12 protein-coding genes are annotated in these 15067 nt (G+C 68.1%); 4 read left to right on the forward strand and 8 right to left on the reverse strand.

Annotated features, from left to right (window positions below; genetic code table 11):
- Positions 1-102: 102 nt before the first annotated feature.
- From DTQ71_RS11050 to DTQ71_RS11060, 3 genes are all read left to right on the forward strand, one after another.
- A complete protein-coding gene (locus DTQ71_RS11050) occupies positions 103-663 on the forward strand; it encodes a hypothetical protein (protein ID WP_170125401.1) in 561 nt (186 codons plus the stop codon).
- A 162-nt stretch (positions 664-825) separates the two neighbouring features.
- Positions 826-1338 (forward strand): hypothetical protein, encoded by a 513-nt coding sequence (locus DTQ71_RS11055; RefSeq protein WP_109564352.1) that lies wholly within the window; start codon positions 826-828, stop codon positions 1336-1338.
- Positions 1305-1535 carry a hypothetical protein gene (locus DTQ71_RS11060; protein WP_109564353.1) on the forward strand — a complete coding sequence of 77 codons (231 nt, stop codon included), beginning with the start codon at positions 1305-1307 and terminating at the stop codon, positions 1533-1535. Before DTQ71_RS11055 ends, DTQ71_RS11060 begins: the two co-directional genes overlap by 34 nt.
- 427 nt (positions 1536-1962) lie before the next feature.
- On the opposite strand, the gene DTQ71_RS11065 is transcribed toward DTQ71_RS11060, so the two are convergent.
- From DTQ71_RS11065 to acsA, 4 genes are read right to left on the reverse strand one after another with little or no spacing between them, the layout of a single operon-like run.
- A complete protein-coding gene (locus tag DTQ71_RS11065) occupies positions 1963-2205 on the reverse strand; it encodes an acyl carrier protein (RefSeq protein ID WP_109564354.1) in 243 nt (80 codons plus the stop codon).
- Complete coding sequence (locus DTQ71_RS11070; RefSeq protein ID WP_109564355.1) at positions 2202-3386, reverse strand: dihydrolipoamide acetyltransferase family protein; 1185 nt, start codon at positions 3384-3386, stop codon at positions 2202-2204. Before DTQ71_RS11070 ends, DTQ71_RS11065 begins: the two co-directional genes overlap by 4 nt.
- 1 nt (position 3387) lies before the next feature.
- A complete protein-coding gene (gene pdhA, locus DTQ71_RS11075; RefSeq protein ID WP_109564356.1) occupies positions 3388-5382 on the reverse strand; it encodes a pyruvate dehydrogenase (acetyl-transferring) E1 component subunit alpha in 1995 nt (664 codons plus the stop codon).
- Positions 5379-7127, reverse strand: a complete 1749-nt coding sequence (acsA, locus tag DTQ71_RS11080; protein ID WP_109564357.1) for an acetate--CoA ligase — start codon at positions 7125-7127, stop codon at positions 5379-5381. Before acsA ends, pdhA begins: the two co-directional genes overlap by 4 nt.
- Positions 7128-7158: 31 nt before the next feature.
- Between acsA and DTQ71_RS11085 the strand changes: the two genes are divergently transcribed.
- Positions 7159-9498 carry a [FeFe] hydrogenase, group A gene (locus tag DTQ71_RS11085; protein WP_211317132.1) on the forward strand — a complete coding sequence of 780 codons (2340 nt, stop codon included), beginning with the start codon at positions 7159-7161 and terminating at the stop codon, positions 9496-9498.
- 65 nt (positions 9499-9563) lie between these two features.
- On the opposite strand, the gene DTQ71_RS11090 is transcribed toward DTQ71_RS11085, so the two are convergent.
- The 4 genes from DTQ71_RS11090 to pepN form a co-directional block, all read right to left on the reverse strand.
- Positions 9564-10589: a hypothetical protein gene (locus tag DTQ71_RS11090; RefSeq protein ID WP_109564359.1), complete on the reverse strand. Its 1026-nt coding sequence runs from the start codon at positions 10587-10589 to the stop codon at positions 9564-9566.
- Positions 10590-10691: 102 nt separating this feature from the next.
- Positions 10692-11564, reverse strand: coding sequence for a 1-acyl-sn-glycerol-3-phosphate acyltransferase (locus tag DTQ71_RS11095; RefSeq protein WP_109564360.1), 873 nt, complete (start codon positions 11562-11564; stop codon positions 10692-10694).
- Positions 11565-11712: 148 nt separating this feature from the next.
- The gene (locus tag DTQ71_RS11100; protein ID WP_109564361.1) at positions 11713-12444 is read right to left on the reverse strand and encodes an SDR family oxidoreductase; all 732 of its coding nucleotides are present in this window, start codon (positions 12442-12444) and stop codon (positions 11713-11715) included.
- A gap of 37 nt (positions 12445-12481) precedes the next feature.
- Positions 12482-15028, reverse strand: coding sequence for an aminopeptidase N (pepN, locus tag DTQ71_RS11105; protein WP_109564362.1), 2547 nt, complete (start codon positions 15026-15028; stop codon positions 12482-12484).
- Positions 15029-15067 lie beyond the last annotated feature (39 nt).

The following is a 15067-nucleotide window of genomic DNA, read 5'->3' on the forward strand; positions in this document are numbered from 1 at the left end:
CCGGTCCCGAATGTGGGTTACCCTCGGTTGACTGCCAACGGGGATTATCCTCTGATCTCGAGAATTTACACCTTGCTAGGCGAGACCGGCCAAGGTGATCGCATGACTTCTACCCGCGTGAACGCGCCAAATTCTGGCACTGACGGCAATCCCTCCGCAGTTGCTCTGCCCGATGTCCGCGCCGCTATTGTCTACCAGTCACGTCGTGTCGGCGAACCGTTCGAGATCGTGCTGCGTCTCCGCGAGGCGGATGGCGGCTTCAGCCAGCCGATGGTGCTCGATGCTGTCGGCTCGACGGCCCGAATGCCCGAGGCGACGCTGCTGAACGACGGCAGTCTGCTGGTGTCCTGGCTGGCCGAGACATCGTCCGGCGGCGAAGCGCGCACGAATGTCTTGGGCCAGCGATTCGATATGCAGGGCGGGGCGCTTTCCGATTCGTTTACCTTATCCTCCCGTGCGCTCTCGGAGGGGCGCTATCTCGACACGCAGCTAGAGGCCCGCCGCGAAGGCGGCTTTGTCGTGCAGGTGGTCGGGGTGGAAGCGACCGACGACCGCTGGGAGAACGATTGGGATCAGGCGGTCGTTTTCCCGCGCGACGATAGCATCACGCCGCTCGATCCGGAGGGCCCGGGGTGGCGCACTCAGCTGATCCCCCTGGCGTAGGACAGGACGATTACCTTCTCCGATGGGCGTGGTTTTGCCGATCGCGCGAACGGGGCCGAGGGCAATGACGAAGCGCCGTGCAGCTACGACAACCTGGACTGGCTCGATGACGTCATCTTCGACGGACTCGACAGCCAAGCCTACCGCGTCGCACCGGACCGCGTGCATCAGGGCGGCAACGTCGTCATCGCCGATGGCGCGCTGCCGAGGGTCCGCCCGACGGTGACGGAATTGTCCGATGGCGACCTGTTCTTTGCCTGGCAGGAGAACCGGAACGGCAATCGCGAGGTCATCGCCCGCGAGGTCGCGCCCGAGACGCTGACCGAAGGCAGCTACGAGCAGATCCCGATCACGCAGTTCTACGTCAAGGCCGAGATCGTCGATGCCGACACGTGGAGCTACGACACAACCGTTGGCGAGACCCTGAGCGTCTCCGGGCGCATCGGCTCGAATGTCGCTCTCGCGGGCCTCTCGATCCAATGGTTCGTCTCGGAGGGCACAAAATGGGTGCCGATCGAGGGGGCGACTGGACGAAGATTCACGCCGACGGAGGATCTTGCGGGGGAGACAGTGACGGTCGGAGCCACGCTGACGTTCGAAAATGGCATCGTGGCCGAAACGCTGATCGACGACGACGGCCGATGGGTCGTGCCCGCGGTCACGGCGCCAAGGTGATCGAGGATTTCGAGGTCGGTACCGACCGGGTGGAGTTCGACTTCACCGGCATCGACCGCGCGCGGGATCTCATCCGTGCCGCGGAGATCCGGCAGGACGAGGAGGGGGTTACGCTGGACCTGGGCAACGGCGATGCGCTCACGCTGCTGGGCGTGACGCGGGCCGACCTGTCGCCGGCGGACGCGCTCTTCGCCTGAGGCGGGCGGCAAGCGGTCAGAGGCGCCAGTCCGGCCCGGATAGAGACGGGCCGTCTGCGCGATGGCGTCAACTTGCAGCGGGCACTCCGGCTCGTCGGTCCGGCGCGTGTCATGGCCGCGCCTCCCGGGAGCGGCCAAAGCCCAAATCCCTGTCTCACGGCCCGTCCGCTGGGGGGCGTTGTCGTCGCGGGGCACAGGGCGCGCGCTGGCCGTATTCCCTCGACTGAGGTGTATTTTCGGGCCGTGGCGGGGCTGGGGATCCGCCCTCGATGGTCCATGCTGCGGAATTCGGATCGGTCGCGATAGAGGCCGTCTCAAAGCCCCGCGGCGTTGCCGAAAGCGGGCCGGACCCGGAGCGCCAGCCGCACGGGGCCGGCGCAGGATCTGGGCGATTTGGCTAGGTGCGCGGCTCAGGCGGCCGCACCGGTCAGACGTTGCGGGACAGATAGTCTGACGCCAGAGTCGGCGTCGCAATCTGAGGGTAGTCCTTTTCGGGGATGTCGACCCCAAGTCGATCATGCAGCGCGACGACGAGGTTCAGGACGTCCATCGAATCCAACCCTAGGTCGTCTTGGATGTGGTCACCGTCGCCCACCGTCTCGGGATCGATATCGGGTGCGATGCGGCACAGCTCCGCCAGGAAGATGGCGCGGTAATCGGCTGCGGTCATAGATCCTCCGGTCTTTTCATCAGGTCTTCGAAAACAGCGATGAAGCGCGCGGCCTGGCGGCCGTCGCTGACCCGGTGATCGGCGGACAGGGTGAGCGTCACGACATGGCGGGGCACAACCGCGTCCTCCACGACCCAAGGCCGCAGATGCGGCGCCCCGATGCCGACCAGCGCGACCTGCGGGGGAAAGATGACGCCTGTCATGGCCTCCGCCCCGGTCTCACCAAGGCTGGAGACGGTGATGGTGCCTTCCGTCATCTCCGAGCCCCGGAGCCGCCCGGCCCGCGTGCGGGTCACGAGGTCCCGCATGCCCGCCATGGTCTCCGCAAGGGTCATGGAGCCGGCATCCATCAGCGCGGGCGCCACCAGCCCGCCGCTGCGCAGGGCGATGGCGACACCGGTGTTCACGGCTTCCGACGGAACGAAGCCGCGATCCTCGATATAGTGACCGTTCATCACCTTCACCTTGGCGGCGGCCAGGGTCGCGGCGCGCACGAAGAGAGCCCCGAGGAGGATCCGCTGATCGGGGGGCAGGCCCGCGTTCCGGTCTTCGAGAAAGGCGATGGCGGGATCGACGTCGATCGTCTCGGAGAGGTAGAAATGCGGGATCGTCCGCTTGGCGCGGGTCATCGCGGCGGCGATGGCCTTGCGCATCTCTTCGATGGGGGACGGTTTGGCGGCGGGCCTGCCGGGGGCCGCATGCTCCACATCGGCGAGCAGGATCGCGCCGCCCGGTCCGCTGCCCCGGAGCGTCGAAATGTCCACGCCGAGCGCATCGGCCCGTTGGCGGGCGGCCGGGGAGGCGCGCGGCCGGTCGGTGGCGGGTGGCGGTGCGGGACGGGGCGCAGGCGGCCGGGCCGGCGACGGGGCGGCATCGGGCGCGTCTGTCGGCGGCTGGGAGGGCAGGGCGGGTTCGGGCGCCTCGGCCGCCGCCGGCGGGGCATTTCCTTCGGCCAGCACGACGGCAAGCGGCGCGCCGACGGGCAATTCGCTGCCAAGCTCGGCCAGGATCTCCTGCACGGTCCCGTCCTCGAAGATCTCGATCTCGATCGCGCCCTTCTGCGTCTCGACGACGGCCACGACATCGCCCCGATGGACCTTGTCGCCCGGTTTCACGAGCCACTCGACCAGCGTCCCGGCCTCCATGTCCGCCCCGAGCGACGGCATCGCGAAGACACCCATGTCAGCGCCCCATCTGCGCGCGCACGGCGGCGGCGATCTTGTCGACCTGCGGGATCGAAGCCTGTTCGAGATGGGCGGCATACGGGATCGGCACCTCCTCGGAGCAGACGCGGGACACCGGCCCGTCGAGCGACCAGAACCCGCGCTCCATGATCCGCGCCATGATCTCGGCCGAAAGCGAGCCGGACCGCCAGCCCTCGTCCACGATCACCGCGCGCCGGGTCTTGGCCAGGGAGGCGAGGATCGTCTCCTCGTCGAGGGGGCGGAGGCTGCGCAGATCGATCACCTCCGCGTCGATCCCCTCCTCGGCCAGCTTGGCCGCCGCCTCCAGCGTCTTGAACAGCGAACCGCCATAGGTGACGAGGCTCACGTCCTTGCCGGCGCGCCGGATGGCGGCCTTGGCGATATCGACGGGCCCCGCCGCCGCGTCGATCTGCCCGGTCATGTTGTAGAGCATGACGTTCTCGAAGATCAGCACCGGATCGGGGTCCTCCAGCGCGGTCCAGAGCATGCCGCGCGCATCCTCGATCGTGGCGGGTGCCAGCACCTTCAGACCGGGGATATGCGCATACCAGCCCTCGAGCGAATGCGAATGCTGCGCGGCTAGCTGCTTGCCCGCGCCGGTCGCCATGCGGATCACGACCGGCGCGCCGAACTGCCCGGCCGACATGTGACGGATCGTGGCGGCCGTATTCATGATCTGGTCGAGCGCGAGCAGGCTGAAATTCACGGTCATCACTTCGACGATCGGCCGCATCCCCGCCGCCGCCGCGCCGATGCCCGCGCCGGTAAAGCCGGATTCAGACAGGGGCGTGTCGCGGATACGATCCGCGCCGAACTCCTCCATGAGCCCCTTGCTCACGGCATAGCAGCCGCCATAGGCACCCACGTCCTCGCCCATCAGGAACACGCGCTCGTCCTTCAGCATCGCGTCGCGGATGCCCTGCTTGACCGCTTCGCGGTAGGTCATCTCCAGCATCCGCCCAGAGGGCGCGGGCGGCTCGGGCGGCGCGGGCTGCGGCCCCAGGACATGGCTGGTCAGCGTCTCCACCGGCTCCCAGGTCCCTGCTTCGGCGAAATCGACGGCCTCGGCGATTTCCGCCGCGACTTCGGCTTCGATCTCGTCGACATCGGCCTGATGGATCAGCTTGTTGTCCAGCAGCCAGCTCTGGAAGCGGGCGATCGGCCCCCGGATCCGCCATTGCGCCACCTCCTCCTTGTCGCGGTAGAGCTGGGCGTCGAACATCGAATGGGCCCGGAAGCGGTATGTGCTGCATTCCAGGAAATGCGGGCGCCCGGTCTCGCGGATGCGGGCGATGGCGCGTCGCGCCGCCGCCTCCATCGCGACCACATCCATGCCGTCCACACGCTCGGCTTCTATGCCATAGGCGGCGGCCTTCCGGTGGATGTCGGTTTCCGATTCCGTTCGGTCGAGCGCCGAGCCCATGGCGTAGCCGTTGTTTTCGCAGACAAACAGCGCCGGCAGATCCCAAAGCTCGGCGAGGTTCATGGTCTCGTGGAATTCGCCCTCCGCGACCGCGCCCTCGCCGAAGAAGCAGGCGGTGACGTTCCGCTCGCCGCGGAGCCGGTCGGCCAGCGCGAGCCCGCCCGCCAGCGGCAGGCCGCCGCCGACGATGGCGTTACCGCCGTAGAAATTCGTCGCGCGATCGAAGATATGCATCGACCCGCCGCGGCCGCCGGAGCAGCCCTCGGCCTTGCCATACATCTCAGCCAAGATGGCGGGCATCGGCACGCCGCGCATGAGCGCGTGGCCATGCTCGCGATAGGTCGCGACGATCCGGTCCGTCTCCGCGAGGACGGGGATGACCCCCGCCGCGATCGCCTCCTCTCCGTCATAGAGATGGAGGAAGCCGCGAATTTTCTCCTGCGTGTAGAGCTCGGCGCATTTGTCCTCGAAGCGGCGGATGCGGATCATCCGGCGGAGCAGGTCCAGGACGTGGGGTCGGTCCAGGCGGGGCTTGTCGATCGGCGTCATGTCTCATCGGTCTCCAGCGTGGAAATGTCCCCTTCGGGCAGGCCGAGTTCGCGCGCCTTGAGCAGGCGGCGCATGATCTTGCCGGAGCGGGTTTTGGGCAGGGTCTTGCGAAAAACGATCTCGCGCGGGGCGACGGCGGGGCCGAGCTTCTTGCGCGCATGCCCCCGAATGTCGCGTTCGAGCGCGTCGCTCGCCTCGAAGCCGGGGTTCAGCGTGACATAGGCCTTCACGACCTCGCCGGCCGTCTCGTCGGGAATGCCGATCACGCCCGCCTCGGCCACGGTGTCATGCTCGATCAGGGCGCTTTCCACCTCGAAGGGACCGATCAGGTGGCCGGAGCTCTTGATGAGGTCGTCGGCGCGTCCCACGAACCAGTAATAGCCTTCGGAATCTCGCATCGCGAGGTCGCCCGACAGATACCAGCCATCGACGAAGCACTTGTCGTAGCGGGCCTGCTCGTGGAGATAGGCGCGCATCATCGAGGGCCAGCCGGGGCGGAACGCAAGTTCTCCGATCTCGCCCGTGCCAAGCGCCCTGATCTTTCCGTCCGCGCGCGCGACGATGCCCGCTTCGATGCCCGGCAGCGGTTTGCCCATGGAGCCGGGCCTGACCTCCGCCCCCGGGCAATTGGCGATCATGATGCCGCCCGTCTCGGTCTGCCACCAATTGTCGTGGAAGGGCTGCCCGAAGACCTCGGCGCTCCAGAGCACGGCCTCGGGGTTCAGGGGCTCGCCCACGGAGGCGAGGAATTTCAGCGCCGAGAAATCGAAGGGTTTCGCCGCCTCCGATCCCTCGCGCATCATCATGCGGATGGCGGTCGGGGCGGAGTACCAGACCTCGACCTTCTCGTCCTGCACAAGGGAATACCAGCGCTGCAGGTCGAATTCCGCCTCGTCGATCAGCATCGTGACCCGGTTCACGAGCGGCGAGATGATCCCGTAGGACGTCCCCGTCACCCAGCCCGGATCGGCGGTGCACCAATATGTCACGCCGGGCTCCAGCCCCAGCGCGACACGGCCCGAGAAGGTATGGTAGCGCACGGCATTATGCACGTGGACCGCGCCTTTGGGCTTGCCGGTCGTGCCCGAGGTGAAATGGATGAGCGCAGGGTCCTCGGGTCGGGTGGCCACCGTCTCGAATTCGGGAGAGGCCGCCGCCATGGCGGGCGCCAGCGCGACACAGCCCTCGGGCGCGGTATCGCCGAGGATCAGGACCAGCTTCAGCGTCTCGATCTCATGGGCCCAGGCAGCGATCTTGCGGCGATAGATGCTCTCGGTCGTGACGAGGACGTTGGCGTCACCGATCTCCATCCGGGTGCGCACGGGTTCCGGTCCGAAGGCGGAGAAGAGCGGCGTGAAGATCAGTCCGGCCTTCAGGGTGCCAAGCGCCGCAGCGTAAAGCTCCGGCACCCGCCCCGCCATGGCGAAGACGCTGTCGCCGGCCGCGAGCCCATGGGACGCCAGCACGTTTGCGAACCGGTTGGCCTGCGCCGTAAGCTCGGCGTAGCTCAGGTCGCGCCGCTCCCCCGACTTGCCCAGCCAGCGGATCGCGATCTCATCGCCATGGCCCGCCGCCACGTGCCGGTCGAGCGCCTCATGCGCGATGTTGACGCCCCCCTTCCAGCCGTCGATCAGGCCCCTGGCCTCCGCCCATTTGTCGCCTGAAGCATCGGCATCCACCGCCCGCGCGCCGGAACGTGGGACGCTCTCGGCACCGGGCAACGCGGCGTCGCTGTCATCGGTCATCGGCCTCTCCTCCCACGCCCATTCTGCGAAGGTGGACGCGCGGCGAAATGACGGGTGTCAAAGACCGCGATGCGAAATCGGGGCAGGATCGCCGCCGGGAGCAGTCGCTCTCGTCCCGGGCATGCGGTCGGGCGCCATTGTCCTGCGGGGTCCGGTGGGGCGGCATCGGGCTTCGGAAGCTCTCCCGGATGTCGGCGCTGCGACCATGGGGCGCCCGGGGGGAGGGCATCACGGCTTCCCCACACCCCGTCCTGGGACAGACCGGCTGATCCGCCAATCCGATAAAAGGCTTCGTTCTATGATCCTGCTTTCTGTCAACGGTCGGCAAGTCGACCTCGACGAGGGGGCCACCTTGCTCGATGCGGCGAAGGCAGCAGGCGTTCATGTCCCCACGCTCTGTCATCATCCAGGCCTGCCGGCCCATGCCGCCTGCCGCATCTGCCTCGTGGAGGTGGAGGGCAATCCGCGCCCCCAGCCGGCGTGCAGAACCCTGGCGAGAGACGGCGATGTGGTTCAGACGGATACGGAGGCGTTGCAGGCATTCCGGCGCGCCGATGCGGAATGGCTACTCGCGAACCACCCGAACGACTGTATGCGCTGCGAGGTGAACGGCAGCTGCCGGCTCCAGCGTCTCGTCAGCGAACACCAGTGGGAGGAACGGTGGCCCAAGGTCGTCGCGGTCGCGGCGAAATCCGAGGAGGACGTTTTCACGGACCATACCTCACCCAGCATCTGGCGGGATCTGTCGAAATGTATCGAATGTGGCCTCTGCGCGGATGTCTGCGGGGACGCGGTCCAGCAGCAGGATGTCATCGGCTTTGGCGAACGGGGAGGCGACCGCCGGCCCGTCACCGTCTTCGACGCGCCTCTGGCTGAGACGAACTGCATCTCCTGCGGGCAATGCACCCTCGTCTGTCCGGTTGGGGCCCTGATCGAGTCCCCGCACTGGCATGAGGTGCTTCATACGCTCGATGCCCGGCGGCGGGTGTCCGTCGTTCAGGTCGCGCCGGCAACCCGCATCGCCATCAGCGAGGAGTTCGGTCTCAAGCCCGGGACCGTAAGCACGGGGCGATTGATCAACGCGCTGCGGCAGCTTGGTTTCGATTATGTGTTCGACACGAATTTCGCCGCCGATCTCACGATCATGGAGGAAGGCTCCGAACTGCTCGCGCGGATGGAAGCGCACGAATCGCTGCCGCTGTTCACATCCTGCTGCCCGGGTTGGGTGAATTGGGTCGAGCTCAACCGGCCCGACCTTCTGCCGCATCTCAGCACGACGAAATCGCCCCAGCAAATGCATGGGGCAATCGCCAAGCGCAGCGGCTTCGCGCGGTCACTCGGGCCGGATTTCGCCGAAGGCAAAACCGAGCCGTACGTCGTCAGCGTCATGCCCTGCACCGCCAAGAAGGACGAGGCCCAGCGGCCCGGCAGTTCCGGCGACGTGGATCGCGTGCTCACGACGCGGGAACTGGCCCGCATGATCCGAGCCAGGGGGATTGCGTTCGGGGCGCTCTCCGAGGACGGCCAGTTCGACAGTCCGCTCGGAGAGAGCACGGGCGCGGCGCAGATCTTCGGCGCCTCCGGCGGCGTCATGGAAGCCATGGTTCGAACGGCATCGCATCTCAAAGGCGGGGATGCGTCGCTTCCCCTCGACTGGGAGGCCCTGCGCGGCGTCCGGGAGGGTGTAAAGACCGCGACGATCCCGGGCATCGGCACCGTGGCCGTCTGCAACGGCATCGCGGCGGCCCAGCGCATGCTGGAGCAGGAAGCCTGGCGGGACGAATTCGTCGCAATCGAAGTCATGGCCTGTGTCGGCGGCTGCCTCGGCGGCGGCGGCGAGCCCAAGTCCATGGATCCGCAGATCCTCCAGAAGCGCGCCAAGGCGATCTACGGCGTTGACGCGACGGCGCGGCACCGACGGTCCTACGAGAATGCGGATGTGCGGAAACTCTATGCCCGGGAGCTCGGCGCGCCGAACTCCCCTGCGGCGCATGACTTGCTCCACACCCAGTACACGGCCAGACAGTCCCGACGCTCGCTTCTGATGCGGTTTCTCGACTGTGTGGACAGGCGGGACGGCGCTGCGGCCGCGCGCCTGTTTCATTCCGAGGGCGTTTGGGACACGGCCTCTGCGTTCGGCGTTATTGAGGGGGCTAAGGAAATCGAGGCCCTCATACACTCGAAACTACCGCCAAGATCCTACGGTCCGAAATATGCCCGACACCGGATGGAGTCCGCGGCGGGTCTCGATGACCTCACGGTTGTGACGCCAGAGGGCAGCCGATGCCGGTTTCATCTGGATCTCACCGAGCTGGACGGTGGGGGAACATCGAAGACGGTGATTGGAAAACTGATCCGCACCGTCTTGTGACGTCTGCAACTCGGACGCGCGGACCGGTCCGGTCCCCTGCGATGCGCTCTTCGCCTGAACCCCGCTCAGGCGGGCAAAGGTTCCAGCCCGGCCCGCGCGCGCATCCGGCCCAGGGCGCGCAACGGGTCGCGCATGTCCTCGATCTGCTCCCAGGCGCCTTCGGCGAGATGGGGGCCGATCGCCTCCAGATGCGGGGCGGCGGTCGGCCAGCCAACAAGCGCGGCCATCGAGGCGCCTATGACGTTATGAGCGATCAGGCTTCGGGCGCGGGGCTGCGGGCGCTCCAGCCCGGCCAGGGCCCCGGCCTGAAGCTGGAGCAACTCCGCGGTATAGTTCGGGTCGTCGCGCCGGGTCTTGTGGCGCTCGGCGGCGTCCGGGACGTCGCTCATATGCTCATGCCAGACGCAATCCTGGAGTCGGCCGCGCATCTCCAGCGCGATCCAGGCGGGGCCCTGATGCTCCCGGTCGCGGATCACCGCCCACATGTCTTCCTGCGTGGCCCCCCAGCGCGCCTCCCAGGCGGTCAGCAGCGCGAGGTCGGCGGCGAGGCACGCTTCCGAGGTCGTCAAGAGGATGTCGGTTTGCGCCGCCACGCCCTCATGATCGGAAAGCCCCATCGCCGCCCGCAGCCCGAAGCCGAGCGCCACGATATCGGCCCCGTCGGCCTGGCGGGCCATGTCGAGCGCCATCCGGGCATGGCGCAGCCGATCCTGCATTTCGGCACGGGCCGTCTCGCTGACGCGATGGGCGGGGCCCGCGCCGCGATGCCGCCAGGCCAGCGTCACCAGCAGACCGCCGGCCACCTTCAGCGCCGCGCCGCGCCGCGCGCCCGAAGGCAGGGGGCGAGCCACGGGCCAAAGCCCGCCCATCAGATCGATCCAGAGATAGCGATCGTCCGCCGTCTGGCTGCTATACAGGGCCGCGACCCTGTCCCAGTCGCCATCATGCAGCGCCGCGAGCCCTTCGCGCACCAGCGGCTGGCCTAGGGTCCGGTCGAACTCGGGGGCGCGCAAGCCGCGCAAGCGGCGCAGGCCGTCGCGGACCAGACCGCCCTCGGCGATCGGATGGAACGAGAAACGATCGATAAACATACGGCAGACGCCCTCCCAGGTGCGCACAGGCGAACCTGCGCCGGGAAATGGGCGTCGCCTGGGGCGGCGGGGGGCGTTTTCGCGGCGGGGCCTGGGCGGAGGTCAGGCCGTGCGGGGCCGCCAGGGCCGGAACGCGGGGCGCGTCTCCGTCAGCTTGATCTCTCCCTGGCGTCCCGAGCCGAGGCGCAGCGTCGCCTCCCGCAACTCCTCGATGCCGAGATGGGCATCCTTCGGAAGCGCGCCCCCGTCCAGCGGGCGGCCGAACGTGACATGATAGGGCTGCACGTCCTTGTTGAGCGTCTCGTGGAAGAGGGTGATGTCGCGCAAGGTCGGGTGGATCGCGTCGAAAGCGTAGAACATCGCCGAATTGCGCGCGCGGATATGCACGGGGATGACGGGCAGGGCGAACTTGCGGGCGATCATGGCCGCCGAGGCCATCCATTTCCGCTCATGCAGCTGCAACCCGCGCCGCTTGGCCAGGCGGCCCGACGGGAAGATCACGCCCAGCCGCTCCGCCTCCAGGGCCTTGCGGGTCAGCGTCATGGTCTCGCGCGTCTTGGCGACGGTGCGCTTTTCCTCACGCCATTCGACGGGGACGATGATCTCCTCGAACTGCGGCAAGACCTTCAGGATGTCGGCATTCGCGTAGTAGAATGCGTCCGCGCGCCGCCGCAGGAGCAGATCCTGCAGGATGATGCCGTCCGCGATCCCCGTCGGGTGGTTCGCCACGATCAGGGCGCGGCCGTCGGTCGGCACGTTCTCCAGCCCCTCGAAGGTCACGCGTTGGGCGATGCGGCGGGCGAGATCGGCCATGATGTCGGGCACAGAGAGATCGACATAGCTGGTTCCGATCTCGACCGAGCGTTCATAGGCCAACAGCCGGTCGAGCACGACGCGCGCCCCGCGCGCGGCAAGCGACGGGCGAAAGAGCCAGGGGGCCCTCTCCGCGATCATGGGGTCGAGACGCTCACGCATGGCGTTCTCCTGTCAGTCGTATGTCACGGGCAAATGACGCGACGTGACCATCTGCGCGGCAAATAAGCGCCGCAATGACGCAATTCTACCACAAATTGGAACGGATGGTTGCGATTCCTCTGCATCGGCGGAGCGGCATCGGCGGGTTTCAGCGCCCGCCCGAGACGTCGAGCACCGTATCGGTGACATAGCTGGCCGAGTCGCTGAGCAGCCAGAGGATCGCGCGGGCGACCTCTTCGGCGGTGCCGGCGCGGCCCATCGGCACGGTGGGGCCCAGACGGGCGGCGCGGTCGGGCAGGCCGCCCTTGGCGTGGATCTCGGTCTCGATGATGCCGGGGCGGATGGCGGTGACGCGGATGCCCTTGGGCGCGAGTTCCTGCGCCAGCCCTTTGGAGAAGACCTCCAGCCCGCCCTTGGTCGCCGCGTAATCGGCATATTGCCCGGGGCTGCCGAAGCGCGCGGCGGCGGAGGAGACGTTGACGATGGCCGCGCCGGGGCCGAGCCGCCGGGCGGACTGCGCGGCGACCAGCATCGGCGCGGTGAGGTTGATGGCGACCATGCGGGCGACGCGCTCGGGCGTGAACTCCGCCACCGGGGCCGCGACATCGACGACGCCCGCATTGTTGACGAGACCGTGCAGGGCGGGGTGGGCCGCGTCGATCTCGTCGAACATCGGGGCGATGCTGGCCGGATCGGCCAGGTCGGCGCGGTGCAGGCTGACCCGGGCCCCGGCGGATCGGGCGTCGCTGGCCACCGCCTCCGCGCCCGCGCGGTTGCCGTTATAGTGCAGCGCCAGGTCGTAATCGGGCGCGGCGAGCCGGGCGGTCGCCGCGCCGATCCCGGAGGACGCGCCGGTGATGAGCAGGGTTTTTCGGGTCATGTCAGTCTCCAGATCGAGCCGGTCCGGCGCGCGGATTTCAGGCGCCGCGCATCCGCCCGACCATCTCGGCGAGGTCGCGGCTGATGCTCTCGCCCGCGATCCGGTCCAGCTGGGCCCGAATCAAGTCCTGCCGATCGGCGTCATAGCGCCGCCAGGTGTCGAAGGCGGTGGACATGCGCGCCGCCATCTGCGGGTTCATCGCGTCCATCTTCAGCAGCCAGTCGGCCAGGAAGCGATAGCCGGACCCGTCCTTCTGGTGGAAGCCCGCCGGGTTGCCCGCCGTGAGCGCGCCGATGACCGAGCGGAAGCGGTTGGGGTTCGCCGCGTCGAAATCGTCCCGCCGGGTCAGGCCGGTGGCGATGCCGACCGCCCGGTCGGGGGCGGAATGCATCACCTGGGCCGCGAACCACTTGTCCATGACGAGCCGGTCATGCTTCCAATCCTCCTCGAAGGCCTTGGCGACCGAGGGGTCGCCGGCCTCCAGCAGGCAGGTGAAGGCCGCCATCCGGTCGGTCATGTTGTCCGCCGCCCCATAGGCCGCGCGGGCGGCGTCACCCCCGTCGAGCCGGGTCGCGAGCCGCAGCAGCACCGCGTCCAGCGCCCGCTTGCCCGCATCCTCCGCGTTCGCATCGTAGGGGCCGGTGACGCGCATGGCGCGGCGCAGCTCCCCCAGGTCGGAGGCGAGCGCCTGCGCGATCGCCAGCCCCGCCGCCTCCCGCGCGGCATGGATTGCGTCGGGGTCCGGGACGATCCCGCCGACATGGAGCGTCTGCGCCAAGTCGTCCTCGGAGGGCAGTGCCAGGGCCAGCGCCCGGAAGGCCGGGTCGGCGGTCTCATCGCGGGCCAGCTTGGCGATCGCCTCCAGCCAGGGCGCGTCGGGCGCCGTCCCCTCGGCGACCATCGCGACCAGCCGTGCCTTGGCCAGCGCGCGCCCCGCCTCCCACCGGTTGAACGGATCCGTGTCATGGGCCAGCAGAACCAGCCGGTCCGCGTCGGATTGGTCGTGCTCCAGGATGACCGGCGCAGAGAAGCCCCGCAGCACCGAGAGAACCGGGCGGGACGCGGTCTCGACTTCGATCACGCCTTCGGCCTCCGAAAGTTCGAACACTTCGGTCGGCCGCAGCTCCGCCCCATCGGCATCCAGCAGACCCCAGGCCACCGGGATCGTCATCGGGATCTTGTCGGTCTGGCCCGGCGTGTCTGGCACAACCTGCCGGAGCGTCGCGCGCCAGACGCCATCCTCCCAGCTTTCCTCGACCGTGACGCGCGGCGTGCCCGCCTGGGAATACCACAGCGCGAACTGAGACAGATCGCGCCCCGTCGCGTCCTCGAAGCATTTCAGCCAGTCCTCAATCGTGCAGGCCTGGCCGTCATGCCGCTCGAAATAGAGGTCGCAGCCCGCCTGATACCCATCCGGCCCGACGAGGCGGCGCAGCATCCCGATCACCTCCGCGCCCTTCTCGTAGACGGTCGCGGTGTAGAAGTTGTTGATCTCGACAAAGCTCTCGGGCCGCACCGGATGGGCCAGCGGCCCGGCATCCTCCCGGAATTGGCGGGCGCGCAGTTGCAACACGTCCCCGATCCGCTGCACCGCGGCCGAGCGCATGTCGGCGCTGAATTGCTGGTCGCGGAAGACGGTCAGCCCTTCCTTGAGGCAGAGCTGGAACCAGTCGCGGCAGGTGATGCGGTTGCCGGTCCAGTTGTGGAAATATTCGTGGGCGACGATCCCCTCGATCAGCGCGTAGTCGGTGTCGGTCGCCGTCTCCGGCGAAGCCAGTACGTATTTGGAGTTGAACACGTTCAACCCCTTGTTCTCCATCGCGCCCATGTTGAAGTCGTCGACCGCGACGATGTTGAAGACGCTAAGGTCATAGGCGCGGCCATAAACCTGCTCGTCCCAGGCCATCGAACGCTTGAGCGCGTCGAGCGCATAGCCCGTCCGCCCCTCATCGCCCGGCCGCACCCAGACGTTCAGCGCGACCTCCCGGCCCTCCATCGTGGTGAAGCGGTCCGAGGCGGCCACGAGGTTCCCGGCGACCAGCGCGAAGAGATAGGTCGGCTTGGGCCAAGGGTCGTGCCACTTGCCGGGCGCGACCTCGTCCCCATTCGACAGAAGCACCGGCAGATCGGCCTCGATCTCCACGTCATAGGTGGCCATCACGTCGGGCCGGTCCAGCATCCAGGTGATCCGGCGGAAGCCCTCGGCCTCGCATTGGGTGCAATACATGCCGTTCGACATATAGAGCCCCTCCAGCGCCTTGTTGGTCTCGGGCGAGATGCGGGCGACCGTCTCCAGCAGGAAGGCGTCCGGCGCGTCGTGCAGGGTAAGCGTCTTGTCGGTGAGCGTGTAGCGGTCGGCGGGCAGATCCTTTCCGTCGAGGCGCAGGGCTACCATCTCCAGCTGTTCGCCGTTCAGCACCATCTCGCCGGGGCCCTGCCGCTTGCAGGTCAGGCGCGCGCTGACCTCGGTGGCGCGCGGGTCGAGCCGGACATGCAGATCGACATGGGTCACGGTCACGGGGACGGGGGCGTAGTCCTTCAGATAGACGGTTTCGTCGGTCTGGGCGGGGGTCGCGTCGCGCATCGCAAGTCTCCTTTGGCTCCGACCTAGCGGGCCGGGCGG

The organism is Jannaschia seohaensis (genome assembly GCF_900116765.1).
Lineage (GTDB): Bacteria > Pseudomonadota > Alphaproteobacteria > Rhodobacterales > Rhodobacteraceae > Jannaschia > Jannaschia seohaensis.

Coding starts and splice junctions, on each gene's coding strand:
- pdhA (WP_109564356.1), bottom strand. CDS start 5,382: ATGACGCCGATCGACAAGCCCCGCCTGGACCGACCCCACGTCCTGGAC.
- DTQ71_RS11070 (WP_109564355.1), bottom strand. CDS start 3,386: ATGGGTGTCTTCGCGATGCCGTCGCTCGGGGCGGACATGGAGGCCGGG.
- DTQ71_RS11050 (WP_170125401.1), top strand. CDS start 103: ATGACTTCTACCCGCGTGAACGCGCCAAATTCTGGCACTGACGGCAAT.
- DTQ71_RS11090 (WP_109564359.1), bottom strand. CDS start 10,589: ATGTTTATCGATCGTTTCTCGTTCCATCCGATCGCCGAGGGCGGTCTG.
- acsA (WP_109564357.1), bottom strand. CDS start 7,127: ATGACCGATGACAGCGACGCCGCGTTGCCCGGTGCCGAGAGCGTCCCA.
- pepN (WP_109564362.1), bottom strand. CDS start 15,028: ATGCGCGACGCGACCCCCGCCCAGACCGACGAAACCGTCTATCTGAAG.
- DTQ71_RS11095 (WP_109564360.1), bottom strand. CDS start 11,564: ATGCGTGAGCGTCTCGACCCCATGATCGCGGAGAGGGCCCCCTGGCTC.
- DTQ71_RS11100 (WP_109564361.1), bottom strand. CDS start 12,444: ATGACCCGAAAAACCCTGCTCATCACCGGCGCGTCCTCCGGGATCGGC.
- DTQ71_RS11065 (WP_109564354.1), bottom strand. CDS start 2,205: ATGACCGCAGCCGATTACCGCGCCATCTTCCTGGCGGAGCTGTGCCGC.
- DTQ71_RS11060 (WP_109564353.1), top strand. CDS start 1,305: ATGGGTCGTGCCCGCGGTCACGGCGCCAAGGTGATCGAGGATTTCGAG.